19 protein-coding genes are annotated in these 17,790 nt (G+C 73.7%); 5 read left to right on the forward strand and 14 right to left on the reverse strand.

The genetic code is table 11. From position 1 onward, the window contains the following. The first annotated feature begins 192 nt into the window (after positions 1–192). Complete coding sequence (locus ACF1BN_RS22685; RefSeq protein WP_392333409.1) at positions 193–1,299, forward strand: chitinase; 1,107 nt, start codon at positions 193–195, stop codon at positions 1,297–1,299. Positions 1,300–1,458: 159 nt separating this feature from the next. Next, on the forward strand, positions 1,459–2,868 hold the full coding sequence (locus tag ACF1BN_RS22690; RefSeq protein ID WP_392333410.1) for an amidase: 1,410 nt from the start codon (positions 1,459–1,461) through the stop codon (positions 2,866–2,868). A 21-nt stretch (positions 2,869–2,889) separates the two neighbouring features. Here the strand turns inward: ACF1BN_RS22690 and ACF1BN_RS22695 are convergent, their stop codons facing one another. Both ACF1BN_RS22695 and ACF1BN_RS22700 read right to left on the reverse strand, forming a co-directional pair. Next, the gene (locus tag ACF1BN_RS22695; protein WP_392333411.1) at positions 2,890–3,387 is read right to left on the reverse strand and encodes a carboxymuconolactone decarboxylase family protein; all 498 of its coding nucleotides are present in this window, start codon (positions 3,385–3,387) and stop codon (positions 2,890–2,892) included. 45 nt (positions 3,388–3,432) lie between these two features. Then, entirely contained in the window at positions 3,433–3,963 is a 531-nt protein-coding gene (locus tag ACF1BN_RS22700; protein WP_392333412.1) for a hypothetical protein, read from the reverse strand. 3 nt (positions 3,964–3,966) lie between these two features. On the opposite strand from ACF1BN_RS22700, the gene ACF1BN_RS22705 reads away from it, so the two are divergent. After that, entirely contained in the window at positions 3,967–4,440 is a 474-nt protein-coding gene (locus ACF1BN_RS22705; protein WP_392333413.1) for a hypothetical protein, read from the forward strand. Between the two features lie 201 nt (positions 4,441–4,641). Here ACF1BN_RS22705 and ACF1BN_RS22710 read toward each other — a convergent pair whose 3' ends face one another. The 6 genes from ACF1BN_RS22710 to ACF1BN_RS22735 all read right to left on the reverse strand — a co-directional run bounded on the left by ACF1BN_RS22710 (position 4,642) and on the right by ACF1BN_RS22735 (position 10,841). Beyond that, the gene (locus tag ACF1BN_RS22710; protein WP_392333471.1) at positions 4,642–5,574 is read right to left on the reverse strand and encodes an ABC transporter ATP-binding protein; all 933 of its coding nucleotides are present in this window, start codon (positions 5,572–5,574) and stop codon (positions 4,642–4,644) included. A 65-nt stretch (positions 5,575–5,639) separates the two neighbouring features. After that, complete coding sequence (locus ACF1BN_RS22715) at positions 5,640–6,653, reverse strand: ABC transporter ATP-binding protein (protein WP_392333414.1); 1,014 nt, start codon at positions 6,651–6,653, stop codon at positions 5,640–5,642. Continuing rightward, entirely contained in the window at positions 6,653–7,639 is a 987-nt protein-coding gene (locus tag ACF1BN_RS22720) for an ABC transporter permease (protein ID WP_392333415.1), read from the reverse strand. Before ACF1BN_RS22720 ends, ACF1BN_RS22715 begins: the two co-directional genes overlap by 1 nt. Continuing rightward, complete coding sequence (locus ACF1BN_RS22725) at positions 7,636–8,592, reverse strand: ABC transporter permease (RefSeq protein WP_392333416.1); 957 nt, start codon at positions 8,590–8,592, stop codon at positions 7,636–7,638. The genes ACF1BN_RS22720 and ACF1BN_RS22725 overlap by 4 nt, the downstream gene beginning before the upstream one ends. Then, positions 8,589–10,343 carry an ABC transporter substrate-binding protein gene (locus tag ACF1BN_RS22730; protein WP_392333417.1) on the reverse strand — a complete coding sequence of 585 codons (1,755 nt, stop codon included), beginning with the start codon at positions 10,341–10,343 and terminating at the stop codon, positions 8,589–8,591. Before ACF1BN_RS22730 ends, ACF1BN_RS22725 begins: the two co-directional genes overlap by 4 nt. 246 nt (positions 10,344–10,589) lie before the next feature. Beyond that, complete coding sequence (locus ACF1BN_RS22735) at positions 10,590–10,841, reverse strand: EF-hand domain-containing protein (protein WP_376600013.1); 252 nt, start codon at positions 10,839–10,841, stop codon at positions 10,590–10,592. Positions 10,842–10,921: 80 nt separating this feature from the next. On the opposite strand from ACF1BN_RS22735, the gene ACF1BN_RS22740 reads away from it, so the two are divergent. After that, positions 10,922–11,563, forward strand: coding sequence for a transcriptional regulator (locus tag ACF1BN_RS22740; protein WP_392333418.1), 642 nt, complete (start codon positions 10,922–10,924; stop codon positions 11,561–11,563). Here ACF1BN_RS22740 and ACF1BN_RS22745 read toward each other — a convergent pair. Together ACF1BN_RS22745 and ACF1BN_RS22750 are read right to left on the reverse strand one after the other, a co-directional pair. Next, the gene (locus ACF1BN_RS22745; RefSeq protein ID WP_392333419.1) at positions 11,506–12,300 is read right to left on the reverse strand and encodes a DUF817 domain-containing protein; all 795 of its coding nucleotides are present in this window, start codon (positions 12,298–12,300) and stop codon (positions 11,506–11,508) included. The two genes, ACF1BN_RS22740 and ACF1BN_RS22745, sit on opposite strands and share 58 nt — an antisense overlap. A 54-nt stretch (positions 12,301–12,354) precedes the next feature. Next, a complete protein-coding gene (locus ACF1BN_RS22750) occupies positions 12,355–13,071 on the reverse strand; it encodes a DUF2470 domain-containing protein (RefSeq protein WP_392333420.1) in 717 nt (238 codons plus the stop codon). A gap of 362 nt (positions 13,072–13,433) precedes the next feature. Here ACF1BN_RS22750 and ACF1BN_RS22755 point away from each other — a divergent pair, with 362 nt between their 5' ends. Beyond that, positions 13,434–15,224, forward strand: coding sequence for a BCCT family transporter (locus ACF1BN_RS22755; protein ID WP_392333421.1), 1,791 nt, complete (start codon positions 13,434–13,436; stop codon positions 15,222–15,224). Here ACF1BN_RS22755 and ACF1BN_RS22760 read toward each other — a convergent pair. From ACF1BN_RS22760 to ACF1BN_RS22775, 4 genes are all read right to left on the reverse strand, one after another. Further along, on the reverse strand, positions 15,214–15,804 hold the full coding sequence (locus ACF1BN_RS22760) for a TetR/AcrR family transcriptional regulator (RefSeq protein ID WP_392333422.1): 591 nt from the start codon (positions 15,802–15,804) through the stop codon (positions 15,214–15,216). The two genes, ACF1BN_RS22755 and ACF1BN_RS22760, sit on opposite strands and share 11 nt — an antisense overlap. 211 nt (positions 15,805–16,015) lie before the next feature. Then, the gene (locus tag ACF1BN_RS22765; protein WP_392333472.1) at positions 16,016–16,261 is read right to left on the reverse strand and encodes a metal-sensitive transcriptional regulator; all 246 of its coding nucleotides are present in this window, start codon (positions 16,259–16,261) and stop codon (positions 16,016–16,018) included. A 93-nt stretch (positions 16,262–16,354) separates the two neighbouring features. Further along, positions 16,355–17,209: a sulfite exporter TauE/SafE family protein gene (locus ACF1BN_RS22770; protein WP_392333423.1), complete on the reverse strand. Its 855-nt coding sequence runs from the start codon at positions 17,207–17,209 to the stop codon at positions 16,355–16,357. Next, positions 17,206–17,778, reverse strand: coding sequence for a rhodanese-like domain-containing protein (locus tag ACF1BN_RS22775; protein ID WP_392333424.1), 573 nt, complete (start codon positions 17,776–17,778; stop codon positions 17,206–17,208). The genes ACF1BN_RS22770 and ACF1BN_RS22775 overlap by 4 nt, the downstream gene beginning before the upstream one ends. Between the last annotated feature and the right edge of the window lie 12 nt (positions 17,779–17,790).

Below are 17,790 nucleotides of genomic sequence, written 5' to 3' on the forward strand. Positions count from 1 at the left end.
GACCCGGCTCGCCCTCCTGGCGGGCGGGCCGGGTCGCGGGGCCGCCGCGGACGGCTTCCGTCGCCGCGCCCGTACATCCGGTCAACTCACTTCCTTGCGTGGGTGGTTGACGGTAGGTCTGGACCAATCTACGGTCGGCGGAAGCGCGCGCCATGCCCCGGACCGACCCCCCACGTCCCAAGGAGCACACGCATGCCAGGCTCACGGATCGTCCGCGCCCTCGGAGCGGGACTGGGCGCACTCGCCGCCCTGCTCGCCACCGTCACCGCCGCTCCTGCCCAGGCCGCACCCGCCCAGGCCGGCACCGGGCGCGGCGGCGCCGTCCCGGTCGCCTCGGCCGCGGACACCTGCGCCCTCAAGACCCGCCCCACCGGCAAGGTCCTCCAGGGCTACTGGGAGAACTGGGACGGCGCCGCCAACGGCGTCCACCCGCCCTTCGGCTGGGTTCCCATCGACGACCCCCGGCTCGCCGCCCACGGGTACAACGTCATCAACGCCGCCTTCCCCGTCATCCGGTCGGACGGCACCGTGCTGTGGGAGGACGGCATGGACAACACCGTCCGCGTCTCCACCCCGGCCGAGATGTGCCGCGCCAAGGCGGCGGGCGCCACCCTCCTCATGTCCATCGGCGGGGCGGCCGCCGGGATCGACCTCAGCTCCCAGGCGGTCGCGGACCGGTTCGTCGCGACGATCGTGCCGATCCTCCAGAAGTACAACTTCGACGGCATCGACATCGACATCGAGACCGGCCTCGTCGGCAGCGGCAGCATCACCACGCTCTCCGCCTCCCAGGCCAACCTGATCCGCATCATCGACGGCGTCCTCGCCCGCATGCCCGCCGGCTTCGGCCTCACCATGGCGCCCGAGACGGCCTACGTCACCGGCGGCAGCGTCGCGTACGGCTCGATCTGGGGCGCCTACCTCCCGATCGTCAAGAAGTACGCGGACAACGGGCGTCTGTGGTGGCTCAACATGCAGTACTACAACGGCAGCATGTACGGCTGCTCCGGCGACTCCTACTCCGCCGGGACCGTCGCCGGGTTCACCGCCCAGACGGACTGTCTCGACCGCGGCCTCGTCATCCAGGGCACCACCATCCGCGTCCCGTACGACAAGCAGGTCCCCGGCCTGCCGGCCCAGCCCGGCGCGGGCGGCGGCCACATGTCGCCCTCCCTCGTCGCCCAGGCGTGGAACCACTACGGCGGCAGGCTCAAGGGCCTGATGACCTGGTCCGCCAACTGGGACGGGTCGAGGAACTGGACCTTCGGCGACAACGTCAAGCGGCTCCAGGGCCGATAGGGCCTCACGCGTCCGACAGTCACCAGCCACCAGCCACCAGCTGCCGGCCGCCAGCCACCGGCCGTCGACCGCCCGCCCGGCCCTCGCGTGTTACCCGCGGGTACGCCATGATGGCGTCGACGGCGGTACCCAACCACGACCCCGGGGGCTGAGGCAGCGGTGACTTACGAGAAGCGGACCACGGTGCACGCCTTCCGGGACGACTCCCTCGGCGAGCACGACGCCGTCGGTCTCGCGGCGGCGATCCGGCGGGGCGAGGTCGGCGCCGCCGAGGTCGCCAGGGACGCGGCCGCCCGTCTGCGGGCGGTCGCGGAACTGAACGCCGTGCAGGTCCCGCTCGACCCGCCGGAACTCCGCGGCGGCACCGGCGGAGCCTTCGCCGGCGTCCCGACCCTCGTCAAGGACAACACCGACTACGCGGGCCTCCCCACCGGCCACGGCAGCGCCGCCTTCACGCCCCGGCCGGCCCGCCGGCACGCGCCCTTCGTCCGGCAACTGCTCAGCACCGGCGTCACCGTCGTCGGCAAGACCCGGCTGCCCGAGTTCGGCTTCAGCCCGACGACGGAGTACGAGGCCGGCGCCCCGGTGCGCAACCCGTGGCACACCGGCCACTCCGCGGGCGGTTCCTCCGGCGGCGCCGCCGCGCTCGTCGCCGCCGGCGCCGTCCCCCTCGCCCACGCCAACGACGGCGGAGGCTCCATCCGGATCCCCGCCGCCTGCTGCGGACTCGTCGGCCTCAAGCCGACCAGGGGCCGGGTCGTCGCCAACGACCAGAGCCGCCACCTGCCGGTGGACCTCGTCGTCGACGGCGTCGTCACCCGCACCGTCCGCGACTCGGCGGCCTTCCTCGCCGCCGCGGAACGCCACCGGCGCCACCCGAAGCTGCCGCCGGTCGGCCTCGTCGAGGGCCCCTCGGACCGCAGGCTCCGCATCGGCTACCTGCTCGACTCGCCCAACGGCGTCCGCTGCGACGACGACACGCGCGCCGCCGTCACCGACACCGTCGCCACGCTCCGCGGCCTCGGCCACACCGTCGAGCCCGTCACCATGGACATCGACCCCCGCTTCACCGAGGACTTCCTCACCTACTGGGGCATGCTCTCCTTCCTCCTCGGCGCCTCCGGCCGCACCTTCGGCGCCGATTTCGACCGGCACCGCATGGACGGGCTCAGCCGAGGACTGCGCGAGGAGTACGTGAAGCGCTGGCGCGGCACCCCGGGCGTCGTCCGCCGGCTGCGCCGCACCAAGTCCGCCTACGCGGCGGCGCTGCGCGGCCACGACCTCGTCCTCACCCCGGTCCTCGCCCGCACGACGCCGCCGATCGGACACCTCGCCCCCACCGTCCCGTACCCCGTCCTGGTCGAGCGGATCCTGGAGTACGTGGCCTACACGCCGATCGACAACGTGGTGGGCACCCCGTCGCTCTCGCTGCCCAGCGCCCGCACCACGGCCGACGGGCTGCCGGTCGGCGTCCTGCTCTCCGGCCGCCCGGGCAGCGAACGCACCCTGCTGGAGGCGGCCTTCGCCCTGGAGTCCGAGCGTCCTTTCCGGCGTCTCCAGGACGCCTGACGCCCGCCGGGAGGGCCGGGGTCAGTCCCACTGCCGGTCGGCGAGGGAGTCGACCGGCGCGGGCTTGCCGATGACGGCGAGGGCGACGAAGAAGTTGATCTGCCCGATGGCGATCGTCAGCGTCGCCAGGGCCTTGTCGTCGTAGTGCCGGGCCGCCTCCGCGTACAGCTCGTCCGTGACGCGCTCCCGGCCGGGCGGCGCGGGCCGGAGGGTGGCCTCGACGAGGGCGAGGGCGGCGCGCTCGGCCTCGGTGAACCAGGGGGCGTCCTGCCAGGAGGCCACCGCCGTGATGCGCTCCTCCGACTCGCCCGCCTTGCGCAGGAAGCCGGTGTTGAGCACGGTCAGATAGGTGTTGCCCACGATCTGGCCGGCCCGCAGGTGGACCAGGCCGATGGTGGTGCGCGGCACGGACCGGTTGCCGGTGGCCCGGAACAGCGCGGCACTGATGTCGGCGAGCTCGGGCACGAACTCGCCCGGGTTCGGCATGCGGGAGATCGAAGGGGTGGTGACGTCGGTCATCAGGACTCCTCGGTTCGGTTCGCGGCGCCGGTCCGCCCGGCGCCTTCACTGGACTGACGGAGCCGCGCGCGGAAGTGTGACGGGGGCGGGCGCCTCGGTTCTCCGCTCCGCCCTGCCGTGCGGGTGACGGGCGGCCGTCCGGCGGAGGTTCGCCCCGGCCCGCCCCGCCCGGCGCAGCAGAGTGGGCGGATGGATGTCGACGAGGTCACCGGCGCGCTGTACGGGCTGAGGCCGTCCGATTTCACGGCGGCCCGGGACGCGTAGGCGGCCGAGGCGCGGCGGGCCGACGACCCGGCCGCGGCGAAGGCGATCGCCGCGCTGCGCCGGCCGCCGCTCGGTGTCTGGGCGGCGAACCTGCTGGCCCGGGAACGGCCCCAGGAGGCCGAGCGCTTCCTCGCGCTGGGCGAGGCCCTGCGCGAGGCCCACCGGACGCTCGACGGCGACCGGCTGCGGGAGGCGAGCCGGCAGCAGCACCGGCTGGTCGCCGCGCTCGTCCGTACCACCGCCGAGCTCGCCGAGGAGGCCGGACAGCCCGCGAGCGACGCCGTCCTCGCCGACGTCGAACGGGTCCTCCACGCCGTGCTCGCCCTACCGGACGTCGCGGGCCCGTGGGCGAGGGGCCGCCTCACCGCGATGCCGGAGGCGGCCGTCGGCTTCCCCGCCGTACCGCCCGGCACCCCGGCCTCCCGGCCCAGGGCCGCCGCCCGCGCGCGGGAACGAGCCGACCGGACGCGGGCGGAGCTAGAGGGAGCGGCGGAGGCCGAAGCGGCCCGCGCGAGGGCGGCGGAGGCGCGGGCCGCCCTCGCCCGCGCGGAGCGCGAGCGCGACACGGCGCGCGAAGCGGAGGCCGCCGCCCGGTCGGCGGTCGCGGAGAGCGCCGACCGGCTGCGCCGCGCCGAGCGCGAACGGGACGAGGCGCGGGAAGAGGCCGCCGCGGCCGAGCGGACCGCGCGGGACGCCGCCAAGACCCTCCGGGCGGCCGAGGCGGCCCTCGGCGGAGCCCGGAAGGCGGTCGACCGCACCGAGGCCGACCCGTCGCCCCGGAACGGCTGAGGCCTGGGGAGCCCTCGCGTACGGCCCCGACCGGGGCGCACCGCCCCTGTGCGGTCGCCGCCGGGCGGGCGGACCGGGCGCCGGGCAGGGCGGATCACCGCCGCGTCGGCAGCCCCGCCGCCGGTCCCGGCGTCCTGGGCGACGGCCGGCCCGAGGGGCCCGGCGACGGCCTCCGGCCGATCAGGAGCCGGCCCGGGGGGTTCAGCCCTCCTCGGGGAAGTGGCAGGCCACCTCCCGGGGTTCGCCCGCCGTGAGCACGCGCAGCGGCGGTGCCTCGGTACGGCAGAGCGACCGGGCCTTCGGGCAGCGCGGGTGGAAGGTGCAGCCGGGTGGGGGAGCGGCCGGGCTCGGCGGGTCGCCGAGGAGGGTGATGCGCTCCCGGGCCCGCTCCGCCGCCGGATCCGGCAGCGGTACGGCGGAGAGCAGCGCCCGCGTGTAGGGGTGCGCGGGCGCCCCGTACACCCGCTCCTTCGCGCCGATCTCGACGATCCGGCCCAGGTACATGACGGCGACCCGGTCGCAGACCCGCTTCACCACCGACAGGTCGTGGGCGATGAACAGATACGCGAGGCCGAGTTCGTCCTGGAGCCGTTCCATCAGGTTGACGATCTGCGCCTGGACGGAGACGTCGAGCGCGGACACGGGTTCGTCGGCGACGACCAGCCGGGGGCCGGTGGCGAGCGCGCGGGCGATGCCGATGCGCTGCGCCTGACCGCCGGAGAACTCGTGAGGGAAGCGGTCGGCGTGCTCCGGGATGAGGCCGACCAGCTCCATCAGCTCCAGCGCCCGCTCGCGCGCCTCCGCCGGTCCGGTGCCCTGCACCAGCAGGGGATCGGCGATGATCCGGGCCACCGGGCGGCGGGGGTTGAGGGAGGAGTGCGGGTCCTGGAAGACCATCTGGATCTCGCGGCGGATCGGCTTCAGGGCCCGCTGCGGGAGGTGGGCGATGGGCCGTCCGTCGTACTCGACGGAGCCGGCGGTCGGCTCCAGGAGCCGGACGATCATGCGGCCAGTGGTCGACTTGCCGCAGCCGGACTCGCCGACCAGGCCGAGGGTCTCGCCCGCCGTCAGGTCGAAGCCGACGCCGTCGACGGCCCGGACGGGCGCCGAGCGGCGGCGGCCGGGGAAGGTCATGGCGAGGTCCCGGACCCGCAGCAGCGGCGGCGCGCCCACCGCGGTGGAGGGTGTCGTGGTGGTGGTCACGGGGCGGTCCCTTCGTGTCCGGCCAGGGCCGGGAGGGCGGCGAAGTGGCAGGCGGCGGTGTGGCCTTCGGGGCCTTCGAGCGCGGGTCGCTCGGTGGCGCACCGGTCCCGCTCCTCGGCGGTGCCGGCCGCCGCGCGGGCGCAGCGGGGCGCGAAGGCGCAGCCGGGTGCGGGGCCGAGGAGGGACGGCGGGCTGCCGGGGATGGCCCGCAGGGGCACGTCGTCGGGGTCGTCGAGGCGGGGCAGGGAGTCGAGCAGCCCACGGGTGTAGGGGTGCGCGGGGGAAGCGAACAGGGTGTCCACCGGGGCCTGTTCGGCGGCCCGCCCGCCGTACATGACGAGGACCTCGTGGGCGACCCGCGCCACCACGCCCAGGTCGTGGGTGATCATCACGATGGAGAGCCGGCGCTCCTGCTGGAGCCGGGCGAGCAGGTCGAGGATCTGGGCCTGCACGGTGACGTCGAGGGCGGTGGTCGGCTCGTCGGCGATGAGCAGGTCGGGTTCGCAGACCAGCGCCATCGCGATCATCACCCGTTGGCGCATGCCGCCGGAGAACTGGTGCGGGTACTCCCCGGCCCGGCGTCTCGGCTCGGGGATGCCGACCTCGGCGAGCGCCTCGATCGCGCGGGCGCGGGCGGCGGCCCGCCGGGTGCCGAAGTGGACCCGGTGGTGCTCGGCGATCTGCTCGCCGACCGTGTAGTAGGGGTGGAGGCTGGAGAGCGGGTCCTGGAAGATCATCGCCATCCTCCGGCCGCGCAGCGGGCGGAGCTCCCGGTCGGTGAGGCCGACGAGTTCGCGCCCGTCGAGGGCGACGGAGCCGGTGACCTCGGCGCCGGTGTGCAGGCCGAGGACGGCGAGCGAGGTCACGGACTTGCCGGAGCCGGACTCGCCGACGATGCCGAGGGTGCGGCCGTGCGGCACGTCGAAGGAGAGGGAGTCCACGGCCCGGACGGGGCCGCGCGGCGTGGGGAAGGTGACGGTGAGGTCCCGTACGGACAACAGGGCGGCCATCAGTACCTCACTCGCGGGTCGACGACGGCGTACAGCAGGTCCACGACCAGGTTGGCGACGACGATGAAGGTGGCGGCAAGGAGCGTCACGCCGAGGATGACGGGCTGGTCGCCGCTGGTGAGCGCGCCGTAGAAGAGGCGTCCGACGCCGGGGAGTCCGAAGAGGGACTCGGTGATGACGGCGCCGGCGAGGAGCCCGCCGAGGTCCATGCCGAAGATGGTGAGGACCGGGGTCATGCCGGCGCGCAGGCCGTGCTTGACGACGACCGTCCGGCGCGGCAGGCCCTTGGCGCGGGCGGTGCGGATGTACGGCTCCGCCATGGACTCGATCATCGCGCCGCGGCTCTGCCGGGCGTACATGGCGGCGTACAGGACCGCGAGCGCCAGCCACGGCAGCAGCAGGTTCGTCGCCCAGGAGACCGGGTCGGTGGTGAGCGGGACGTACTGCGGGTAGGGGAGCAGCCCGGTGAGGCGGATCAGCCCGTGGATGAGCAGGACCGAGGTGAAGTAGACGGGCAGGGAGGCGGCGGCGACGGCGCCGACCATCAGGGCCCGGTCGGTGAGGGTGTCCTTGCGGAGCGCAGCGGTGATGCCGGCCGACAGGCCGAGGGTCAGCCAGAGCACGGCGGCGCCGGCGGCGAGCGAGGCGGAGACCGGGAGGCGGTCGACGAGCAGGTCCCAGACGTTCTCGCTGTTCTCGTAGGAGTAGCCGAGGCAGGGGAAGTCGCACTGGAGGGCGTACTGGCCGGTGCCCATGGTGCGGCCGGTGAAGACGCCGGTGACGAAGTCGGCGAACTGGCTCCAGAGCGGGGCGTCCAGGCCCATGTGGGCGCGGATCGCCTCCAGCCGCTCGTCGCTGCACGCCTTGCCGCACGCGGCGGCGGCCGGGTCCGAGGGCAGGACGTAGAAGATGGTGAAGGTGACGGCGGCGATGGCCAGGAGGACGCCGAGCACCCCGAGGAGCCGGCGGCCGAGGTAGACGATCACGTACGGCTCCCCCGGGGGTCGAGGACGTCGCGCAGCGCGTCGCCGAGGAGGGTGAAGGCGAGGACGGTGAGGAAGAGGCAGAAGCTGGGGACGAGGAAGTACATGGGGTCCGTGTCGTAGTACGCGACGCTCTCGGCGATCATCTGGCCCCAGGACGGGGTGGGCGGGCGGACCCCGACGCCGAGGTAGCTGAGCGCCGCCTCGGTGGCGATCATGCCGGGGATCATGAGCGTGGTGTAGGCGATGACCGGGCCGGCGACGCCCGGGAGGATGTCGCGGGCGAGGATCCGCCAGGGTCCCGAGCCGCCGACGCGGGCGGCGTCGACGTACTCGCGGTGCTTGAGGGAGAGGGTCTGGCCGCGGACGACACGGGCGACGCCGGGCCAGCCGAACAGGCCGATGACGAGGACCATCAGGAGGATCCGGTCGACGTCCCTGGCCACCGACATCATCGCGATCATGAAGATGAGGGAGGGGAAGGACATCGTGAGGTCCATGAGGCGGGAGAGCACGGTGTCGACGCGTCCGCCGAAGTAGCCGGCGGCGACGCCGGCCGCGGTGCCGGCGGCGACGACGATCGCGGTGGCGGCGAAGGCGATGAGCAGCGAGACCTGGGCGCCGTGGACGACCCGGGCGAACAGGTCGCGTCCGGTGACGGGTTCGACGCCGAGCCAGTGCTCGGCGGAGACGCCGCCGAGCGGCCCGATCGGCAGTCCGCCGAGGTACGGGTCGACGGCCGACTTGTCGAACTCCTCCGGGCCCCAGCCGCCCAGCGCGCTGATCAGCGGGGCGGCGACGGTCATCAGCGCGAAGACGGCGACGACGGCGAGGGAGACCTTGAGGGAGGCCCTGTGCCGGAGTTCGGCGCGGACGAGCCGCCACGCCCCGCCGCCGGCGTCCGGCGGGGACGACGCGGCCTCGGTGGCGGTCGTGGTCACGGGCGGGGGCGTCATCGGGTCGTGCTCCTGGACGGGTCCTTGAGGCCGACCGTGGCGTAGTCGATCTGGCCGCCCCACGAGGTGTGGCCGAAGGCGCCGGCGATGTTGGTGCCGAGGACGAGGGGGCGGCGCTTGACAGCGCCGGGGGCGACGGGGGCCTGGGCGAGGATCCGCCCGTCGAGCTCCTGCCAGGCCTTGTTGGCGGCGGCGGCGTCGGTCATCGCGGCGATCTCGTCGATCCGCTTCTGGGTGGCGTCGTCGCGGAAGAGGGAGTGGTTGCCGGAGTTGCCCTTCTGCTTGATGGAGCGCCCGTCGAAGACGAAGGGGAGGAAGGTGGAGCCGGACGGGAAGTCGGGACACCAGCCGGTGTAGACGAGGTCGGTGCGGTTCTCGGTGTCGCCGATGGTGTCGTAGAAGGCGGACGGGTCGACGGTCTCGATGGTCACCTCGATCCCGGCCCGGCCCAGGGACTGCTGGATGGCCTCGCCGATGGCCTTGTCGCCGCTGGAGACGGTGATGCTGGTGGAGAAGCCGCCGGCCTTCCCGGCCTCCTCCAGCAGTCGCTTCGCCTTCTCGGGGTCGCCGGCGAGCGGGATCCTCAGGGTGTCGGGCTGCTCGCCGCCGGCGAAGAGGGCGCCGGGCATGGCGGCGGTGGACGCCTGGGTGAGGGCGGGGCCGCCCGCGGCGGTGACGATCGCCTCGCGGTCGAGCGCGTACTGCACGGCCTGGCGGACCTTCAGATCGGTGAAGGGGGCGCGGCCGGTGTGCATCTGGAGCATCTCGTTGCAGGTGCTGGACTCGGCGAGGAGGCGGGCCTTGACCTCGGGCCTGGTCAGCACCTTGGAGGTGGACTCGGGGCGGAGGGCGGCCCAGGGGATCGCGGAGGCGTCGGCGCCGGAGGAGGCGATGAGGCGGTCGTCGACCTGATTGCCCTTGAGGCCCATGGTGACGACGATCCGGTCGGGGTAGGCCTTGCGGACGGAGTCGGTCTTCGGGTCCCAGTGGGTGTTGCGGACCAGGACGAGCCGCTTGTCGCGGGCGTAGGACTCGATCTTGTACGGCCCGGAGGAGAAGGGGCGGTTGTCGTACCGGGGGCCCTTGTCCCGGGCCTTCGGCACCGGGGAGAAGGTCGGCAGGGTCGCGGCGAAGGGGAACTCGGCGAACGAGGTGTGGAACTCGAGGACGAGGGTGCGCGCGTCGGGCGTCTTCACCGAGTCGAGATGCCTGCCTTCGGCAGGGCCCCGGTAGCCCTCGGCGCCGGCCAGGTAGCGGGCCGCGTAGTCGGGGCCGCCGGGCAGGTCGGGGGAGAAGGACCGCTCGATGTTGTGCTTGATGTCCTGGGCGGTGACGGGGGTGCCGTCCTCGTACCGGAGGCCGGGCTTGAGGCGGAAGGTCCAGGTCTTCGCCCCGTTCGAGGGGGTGCCGAGGTCCTCGGCCAGGTCGGGGACGAGCTCGCTGCCCTCGGCGCCGGGCGCGGCCCGGTAGGTGACGAGGGTGCGGTAGAGCAGCCGGGTGCCGAAGTCCATGTCGGGCATGACCCAGTTGCGGGCCGGGTCGAGGTGGGAGAAGTCCTGGTTGGACAGGACGTTGAGGGTGCCGCCCTTCTGCGGGGTGCCGCCGAGGACCGCGCCGGCGTTGGCCGCCGCGGGGTTCTTCCGCTCGCCGCCGGGGGCCCGGCCGTCGGACGCGCCGCCGGTGCAGGCCGCGAGGGCGAGGGTCAGGGTCGACACCAGGGCGGTGGCCAGGGTGCGGTTGCGCTGGTTCATGGGTCACTCCGAGGAGAGCGGGAGAGCGGTTGGACAGCCAGAGCGGCCGGAATGTGACCCGTAACATAGTAATGTGAAATTGCACTGACAAGGTGTGAGGTCGGACTCGGCCCGTCCGTTATCCATCCGTGTCCCGGAGAGCGCGCTTCCGCTCAGGGGTGTCCGCCGCGCGGCGGACCGTCCCGCTCCCGCCCCCGCCGCCTGGTCCCGTTCCGGGGCGCGGGGGTCATCCCCGGTGTCGTTCCGTCACCACCCGAAGCGGCGGTCGACCACGACGGCGAACTCCTCGAAGCTGAGGACGCGGTCGCCGTTCTGGTCGGCCGCGTCGAAGAGGGCGGCGGAGTCGTCCACGTCCCCCACCCCCCAGAAGGGGATCACGCCCCGCGCCGCCAGCGTCGGGCCCTTCTCCCGCAGGGCCCGGATGACCTCCACGCGGGTCAGCGTGCCGTCCTGGTCGAGGTCGAGCTCGTCGAAGAGGACGCGGGCCCTGTCGCTCATGGCAAGTCCTTGGGTCGGTCGGGGGGCTTCGTGTGGGAGAGGACGCGCGATCCGCCGTCCGGGTTGCCTAGGCTCTCCCCATGGCGCACCCTTCCACTCCCGAACTCCTCGTCCTGCACGCGGTACGGCTGCGGGGCATGACCACCGAGACCGAGGCCGCGGCCCGCTTCGGGCTCGACCCGGAGGCCGTCGGCGAGCTGCTGCTCGACCTCCAGGCGTACGGGCGGGTCACCCGCTCCTCGTTCGCCGGCACCTCCGGCTGGAGCCTGACCGACCGGGGGCGGGCGGAGGGCGAGCGGCTGCTCGCCGAGGAACTGGCCGGGGCCGGGCTCGAACCGTTCGTACGGGAGCGGTACGAGACCTTCCTGGCGCACAACGCCCGCTGCCTCACGGCCTGCACCGACTGGCAGCTGCGGCCCGACGGCGGCGGACGGCTCGCCGTGAACACGCACGGGGACCCGGACTGGGACCGGCGGGTCCTCGACGAGCTGACCCTCCTCGGCGGGGTGATCGACACGCTCTCCGCCGAACTGGGCACTCTGCTGCCCCGTTTCGGCGGCTACGGCGAGCGCTTCACGGACGCGCTGGCCCGGGTGCGGCGCGGTGAGCTGTCCTGGGTGGACCGCCCGCGCGCCGACTCCTGCCACACGGTGTGGATGGAGCTTCACGAGGACCTGCTCGCGACCCTCGGCATCCGCCGGGGCGAGGAGCCCGTTCCGTAGGCCAGCACGAAGGTCACGGTGATCAGCAGTGCCCAGGCGCCGAACTTGGCGACCGAGACCGGCTGCCAGCCGTCGAGCTGGTCGGGATAGCTCCAGGCGCCGACGTACGTGGCCGCGTTCTCGGCGATCCAGAGGAAGAAGCCGATCAGGACGAAGGAGAGCGCGAGCGGCATCCGGTGGTCCTCCTCGCCGACCCGGAAGCGCACCCAGGTGCCGGCCGTGGCGAGCAGCAGCATGGCGGCGAGGACCCAGCGGGCGTCGGGCAGCCAGTGGTGGCTGAAGAAGTTCAGGTAGACGGCCCCGGCGAGCACCGCCATGATCCGGGGCCGGTAGCCGGTCAGGCGCAGGTCGAACAGGTGCCAGGCGCGGCAGACGTAGCTCCCGACGGCCGCGTAGAGGAAGCCGCCGTAGAGGGGGACCCCGGCGAACTTGGTGGCCGCGTCCTCCGGGTAGCTCCAGGAGCCCATGCGGACCTTGACCAGCTCGAAGAGCAGGCCGATGAGATGGCAGACGGCGATGACGGCGATGTCGCGCCCGCTGTCCCAGCCGAGCCGCCAGGCCACCGCGGTGAGCGCGATCCCGTAGCCGAGGAGCAGGTCGTAGCGGGCCACCGGCAGCTCGGGCAGGAGCGACGACACCGCGATGCCGCCGATGAGCGCGACGGCGAAGGCGCAGCAGCGGGCCTCCAGGAGCGCGAAGCGCAGGAGCTGGCGGAGGCCGTGGGTGATCCGGTCCATGCGGGAGGGGACGCGCCCGCCCGTGTGTGCGGTTTCCGGTCCGCGGCGCCGGTGTCAGTGGTGGTCGTGGTGGTGGTGCGCGCACTGCGGGGCGGTGAGGAGGCGGCGGACCATGTCGCCGGCCGCGGCGGCGTCCCGGGCCTCGGCGGGGAAGAGGAGGCGGAGGTCGCAGTGGCCCTCGCCGTACTCGCAGCGCAGCGAGACGGCGTGCCGGTCCATGGCGAGCGGGAGGGCGCGGACGACGCCGTAGGGGAGGCGGGAGCCGGCGAGGACGACCAGGTCGGAGACGAGGTCGGGGTGGGCGTCGGCGAGGTGGGTGAGGAGCGCGGCCTCTTCGAGGGCGAGCGGGTCCGGGGTGGCGTTGGCGTACGCGGAGGGGGCGACCTCCTCCGTCCCGGTGCCGGTGCTGAGGGTGATCCTGGCGAGGTCGAGCCGGAGGGCGCCGAGGTCGCCGGGGGCGGCGGGGGTGAGCCGGCCGGTGAGGGTGACCCGGGCGCGGACCCGGTCGCGCAGGGCGGTCGGCGCGATGTCGGTGAGGTCGACGCGGGCGTCGAGGATGCCGAGCGGGGCGCGGTCGAGGTGGTCGGTGAGCGGGGTGTCGGCCGGAGGGTGGAGGGTGATCCGGCCGCGGGCGCCGACGCTGTGGGCGCCGAGGAGGTCGTAGCTCTGTCCCTCCAGGGTGAGCGAGAGGGAGAGGGCGCGGGCCAGCACGGAGCGGACCTGCTCCGCGGCGGTCTGCTGGGGCAGGGCGGGGGAGGGGGCGACGCTCACGTGACTCTCCTCAGTCAGGTTTAGGTAAGGCTTACCTAACCATCGCTGACCCTGCGATGTCCAGGACCTCCGGCCCGCCCGTCGCCGTTCGGTCACGGGAGTGGAGTCGTTCGGTCCGGGAGTGGAGTGGATCGATCGGGGTGTGGAGTCGATCGATCGGGGCGTGGGGCGGCCGTCGGTCCGGGCGACGGTCCGTGGGTGTGGGGCCTGTCGGTCCACGGGTGCGGAGCCGGTCGGTTCGGGTGCGCGGACCGACGGTCGGGGCGCGGGGCCTGTTGGTCCGTCACCTTCGTCCGTGCTTGTGATACTGCAGGGGCAGGACATGAGAACTTTGTCCCGATAGGTGGGGAAAGGAGTCGTAGATGGCGCAGGACGGGCAGGGTCCAGAGGAGCGACGGGACGACGGTGGGCCGGGTGGTGGCAAGGACGGGGCCGGGCGAGGCGCCCTGCCGGTGACGGCGGACCTGCCCGACCACACCGGTCGCCATCCGGCGCGCACCGACCCGATCGTCTTCGGCGTCACCGCCGTGCTGACGCTCGCCTTCGTCGTCTGGGGCGCGACGGCGACGGGCAGCCTGGAATCGGTCTCCAGCAGTCTCCTCGACGGGCTCATCCGGGACGGCGGCTGGGCGTTCATGCTGGCCGCCTCCGGCTTCGTCGTGTTCGCGCTGTGGCTGGCGATCAGCCGGTACGGGCGGATCACCCTCGGCCAGGAGGACGAGGGCCCGGAGTTCCGCACGGTCTCGTGGATCGCCATGATGTTCAGCGCCGGCATGGGCATCGGCCTGATGTTCTACGGCGTGAGCGAGCCGCTCGCCCACTACGGCACCCCGCCGCCCGGCACCTCCCCGGCCGACTCGGCCGAGCGGATGGAGACGGCGATGGCCACCACGCTCTTCCACTGGACGCTCCATCCGTGGGCCATCTACGCCGTGGTCGGTCTCGCCATCGCGTACTCGACCTTCCGCAGGCGGCGCCGGCAGACCATCAGCGCCGTCTTCGTCCCGCTGATGGGCGAGCGCCGGGCCTTCGGCGGACCGGGCCGGTTCATCGACATCCTCGCCATCTTCGCCACGCTCTTCGGCTCCGCGGCCTCCCTGGGCCTCGGCGCCCTCCAGATCGGCAGCGGCGTGGAGGAGCTGGGCTGGATGGAGAAGGCCGGCACCGGGCTGCTCGTGGCCATCATCGCCGTGCTCACCGTGGCCTTCGTGCTCTCCGCCGTCTCCGGCGTGGAGAAGGGCATCCAGTGGCTCTCCAACATCAACATGGTGCTGGCGCTGCTCCTCGCCCTCTTCGTCTTCGTCGCCGGCCCCACCATCATCGTCCTCGACCTGCTGCCGACCTCCATCGCCGCCTATGTCGGCGACCTGCCCCAGCTGGCCGGCCGCACCGAGGCCACCAGCGGCGAGAACATCCACGACTGGCTCGGCAGCTGGACCGTCTTCTACTGGGCGTGGTGGATCTCCTGGACGCCCTTCGTCGGCATGTTCATCGCCCGGATCAGCCGCGGCCGGACGATCCGTCAGTTCATCGGCGGCGTCATCCTGGTGCCGAGCACGGTCAGCCTGGTGTGGTTCGCGATCTTCGGCGGCACCGCGATGCGGCTGAGCGAGGAGGGCACGCTGGGCGCCGAGAGCACCCCGGAGGGGCAGCTCTTCGGGCTGCTCCAGGAGTTCCCGCTGACGGGCGTGATGAGCCTGCTGGTGATGGTCCTCGTCGGGATCTTCTTCGTCTCCGGCGCGGACGCCGCCTCCATCGTCATGGGCACCCTGTCGCAGCGCGGGGCGATGGAGCCGACCCGCCCGGTGGTGATCTTCTGGGGCGTGGTCACCGGCGCCGTCGCCGCGATCATGCTGCTGATCGGCGACGGCCAGGGCGACGCCCTGGCGGGTCTGCAGAACCTGACGATCCTGGTCGCCGCCCCGTTCGTCCTCGTGATGATCGGGATGTGCGTGGCGCTCATGCGTGACCTGCGCGAGGATCCGCTGATCGTGCGCGGCCGGGTCGGCAAGGAGATCGTCGAGGTCGCGGTGATCGCCGGGCACGAGCAGTACGACGGCGACTTCGAGCTCCGCATCGGTCCGGGCACCGCCGAAGGCGCCCCCGGCGGCGGTGCCGACGGGGATCGGGACGGCCCGGGGGTCAAGGGCTGACGGAGCGCCAGATGCGGTCGGGGAGGACCCGGGCGCCCTCTTCGAGGTCCACGTCCCCGAGGGTGAGCCAGCGGCGGGCGAGGCCGATCACCGGGCCCAGGACGAGCGTCTCGATGATCGGACTGGGCAGGTCGGCGAGTTCGCCGGCCTTGCGGTGCCCGTCCAGCCAGTGCTCGATCGGGGTGAGCCGGGCCTCCTGGTTGTCGCGGATCTCGCCGGCGCGGGCCGAGCCCTCCTGGTCCGCGAAGGGGGAGTGGAGCAGGCGGGCGGCGGCCGGATGGGTGCGCACGAAGTCGAGGTAGGCGTGCACCACCGCCTCGATGCCGGAACGGGCGTCCTGATGGGAGGTCAGCGCGGTGGCCAGCTCGCCGACGAGCCGGCCGAGCCAGCGCAGGGCGAGGGCGCTGATCACCCCGTGGAGGTTGCCGAAGTGGTGGTAGATGCTGCCGGTGCTGACCCCGCTGACCCGGGTCAGGGCGGAGACGTTGAGCCCCGGCTCACCCTCGCGCGCGTAGAGGTCGAGCGCGGCGTCGAGGACGCGCTCGACGGTGGCTTCTCCGCGCTGCTGCTTCCGGCTCATCGAGCGGGGTGCCCCCTTCGTCCGCGGGCCATCCCTGGCCTTGCTGTTCCGTACCTGGTCAGCATAGGAGGCGCGGGACCCGCCGGACCCCGATCCGCGTCGGTACGGGCGAGGGGCGAGCCTGCCGAGGGCCGAGGGCCGAGGGGTGAGGGGTGACGGGCGAGGGGCGAACCGGCCGAGGGCCCAGGGCCGAGGGGTGACGGGCGGGGGATCAGGCCAGGGTCAGGAACAACTTCTCCAGCTCCGCCTCCGTCATCGGCGGGCCGTCCGCGCCGTCGTCGGCCAGGCACTGCCGCATCCCGCTCGCCACGATCTTGAACCCGGCCCGGTCCAGGGCCCGGGAGACGGCGGCCAGTTGGGTCACCACGTCCTTGCAGTCGCGGCCCGCCTCGACCATCGCGATCACCCCGGCCAGCTGCCCCTGGGCGCGCCGCAGGCGGTTCAGCACCGGCGCCATCGCCTCCGCGTCGACCTGCACGGCAGTCCTCCTTCTCGTCCCACCCCCCTCGGGCCATTATACCCCTAGGGGTATGAAAACGGTCGATATCGCTTACTCTCGGGCCGTGGCGAGGGTACGGCTCCAGACTCGCCGCACCGCCCACGCGCCCACCGCCGTCCCGGGCACCGCCCAGGTCGCGGGGTGCGTCCAGACGGCGGGATCGAGCTCCCGGGCGAGTACGAAGGCACCCATGACCACGACGAACCAGCCGAAGGCCGTCCGGAGCCCGTCCTGCGGGACGCGGCCCGCGAGGCGCGCCCCGGCGAGGCTCCCGGCGACGGCCGCGCCGGTGACCGTGAGCGCGAGCCAGGGGTCGAGGGTGGCGCCGGAGAGGTGCCCGGCCAGTCCCGCGAAGGAGTTCATGGCGATGACGAGCAGCGAGGTGCCGACGGCGGCGCTCATCCGGAGCCCGCCCAGGAGGACCAGGACGGGCACGACCAGGAAGCCGCCGCCGGAGCCGACGAACCCGGTCACCGCGCCCACCGCGAGTCCCTCGACGGCGATGTGCCACGGCTTCGGACCACCGCGCCGAGCCTTCGGCTCCCGTCCCTGCCGCGGTCCGCGCAGCATCGCGAAGGCGGTCGCGAGCATCATCAGGGCGAAGGCGACGAGGAGGGCCGTGCCGGGCACGAGGGCGGCCGCCCGGCCGCCCGCGTACGCCCCCGCCATGCTGAACGCGCCGAGGACGAGGCCGGTCCGCCACCGGACCCGGCGCGCCCGCGCGTGGGGGGCCAGTGCCACCAGGCTGGTGACGCCGACGACGAACAGGGAGGTGGCGATGGCCTCCTTCGGGTCCTGCCCGGCGAGGTGGACCAGGATCGGGACCGTGAGGATCGATCCGCCGCCGCCGAGCACGCCGAGGCTGACGCCGACGAGCACCGAGGCCGCCACGACCAGAGCGGTCACCGGGTGCTCCGGAGCTCCGCGATCACGGTACGGATGTCGGTGCGGGGGCCCCGGTTGTAGGGGAGCCTGGAGAGCAGGACGCCCAGGGCGCAGGAGTTGCTGAGCGCGGCGAAGGTCAGCCCGGCGCCGATCGCCGTACCGACGAGGTGCGCGCCCGGCACGACGATCCCCGCGAGGCCGGTGACCAGGACGATCGAGCCGGCGACGAGCCGGACCTGGCGCTCCATGTCCCACCGCTCCGGCCCGCGCTCCACCGGCGCGCCTGCCGCCTCCCAGCCGGTGATCCCGCCGTCGAGGACGCGGAGGTCCGGCAGGCCGGCCTCGGCGAGCGCCCGCTCGGCCTCCTTCGCCCGCTGCCCGGAGCGGCACACGAGCACGACCTCCTGGTCGAGGTGGCCGACGAGTTCGGCGCGGTGCTCGCGGAGGGTGTGCAGCGGCACGTTGGACGAGCCGGGGATGTGGGCCGTGCGGAACTCGCCGGGGGTGCGGACGTCGAGGAGGCGCGGGGCGCGGCCCTCCTGGACGAGGCGGTGCAGGACGGCGGGGGACAGGGAGGAGGAGGTGTCCATGGGTGATTCCGT

This window comes from Streptomyces sp. NPDC014861, from assembly GCF_043081625.1.
Classification (GTDB): Bacteria; Actinomycetota; Actinomycetes; order Streptomycetales; family Streptomycetaceae; genus Streptomyces.

Excerpts from the sequence above, each read along its gene's own strand:
- ACF1BN_RS22685 (WP_392333409.1), top strand. The coding sequence starts at position 193 with ATGCCAGGCTCACGGATCGTCCGCGCCCTCGGAGCGGGACTGGGCGCA.
- ACF1BN_RS22695 (WP_392333411.1), bottom strand. The coding sequence starts at position 3,387 with ATGACCGACGTCACCACCCCTTCGATCTCCCGCATGCCGAACCCGGGC.
- ACF1BN_RS22710 (WP_392333471.1), bottom strand. The coding sequence starts at position 5,574 with ATGACCTTCCCCGGCCGCCGCCGCTCGGCGCCCGTCCGGGCCGTCGAC.
- ACF1BN_RS22715 (WP_392333414.1), bottom strand. The coding sequence starts at position 6,653 with ATGGCCGCCCTGTTGTCCGTACGGGACCTCACCGTCACCTTCCCCACG.
- ACF1BN_RS22725 (WP_392333416.1), bottom strand. The coding sequence starts at position 8,592 with ATGACGCCCCCGCCCGTGACCACGACCGCCACCGAGGCCGCGTCGTCC.
- ACF1BN_RS22730 (WP_392333417.1), bottom strand. The coding sequence starts at position 10,343 with ATGAACCAGCGCAACCGCACCCTGGCCACCGCCCTGGTGTCGACCCTG.
- ACF1BN_RS22735 (WP_376600013.1), bottom strand. The coding sequence starts at position 10,841 with ATGAGCGACAGGGCCCGCGTCCTCTTCGACGAGCTCGACCTCGACCAG.
- ACF1BN_RS22740 (WP_392333418.1), top strand. The coding sequence starts at position 10,922 with ATGGCGCACCCTTCCACTCCCGAACTCCTCGTCCTGCACGCGGTACGG.
- ACF1BN_RS22745 (WP_392333419.1), bottom strand. The coding sequence starts at position 12,300 with ATGGACCGGATCACCCACGGCCTCCGCCAGCTCCTGCGCTTCGCGCTC.
- ACF1BN_RS22755 (WP_392333421.1), top strand. The coding sequence starts at position 13,434 with ATGGCGCAGGACGGGCAGGGTCCAGAGGAGCGACGGGACGACGGTGGG.
- ACF1BN_RS22760 (WP_392333422.1), bottom strand. The coding sequence starts at position 15,804 with ATGAGCCGGAAGCAGCAGCGCGGAGAAGCCACCGTCGAGCGCGTCCTC.
- ACF1BN_RS22765 (WP_392333472.1), bottom strand. The coding sequence starts at position 16,261 with ATGGCGCCGGTGCTGAACCGCCTGCGGCGCGCCCAGGGGCAGCTGGCC.
- ACF1BN_RS22775 (WP_392333424.1), bottom strand. The coding sequence starts at position 17,778 with ATGGACACCTCCTCCTCCCTGTCCCCCGCCGTCCTGCACCGCCTCGTC.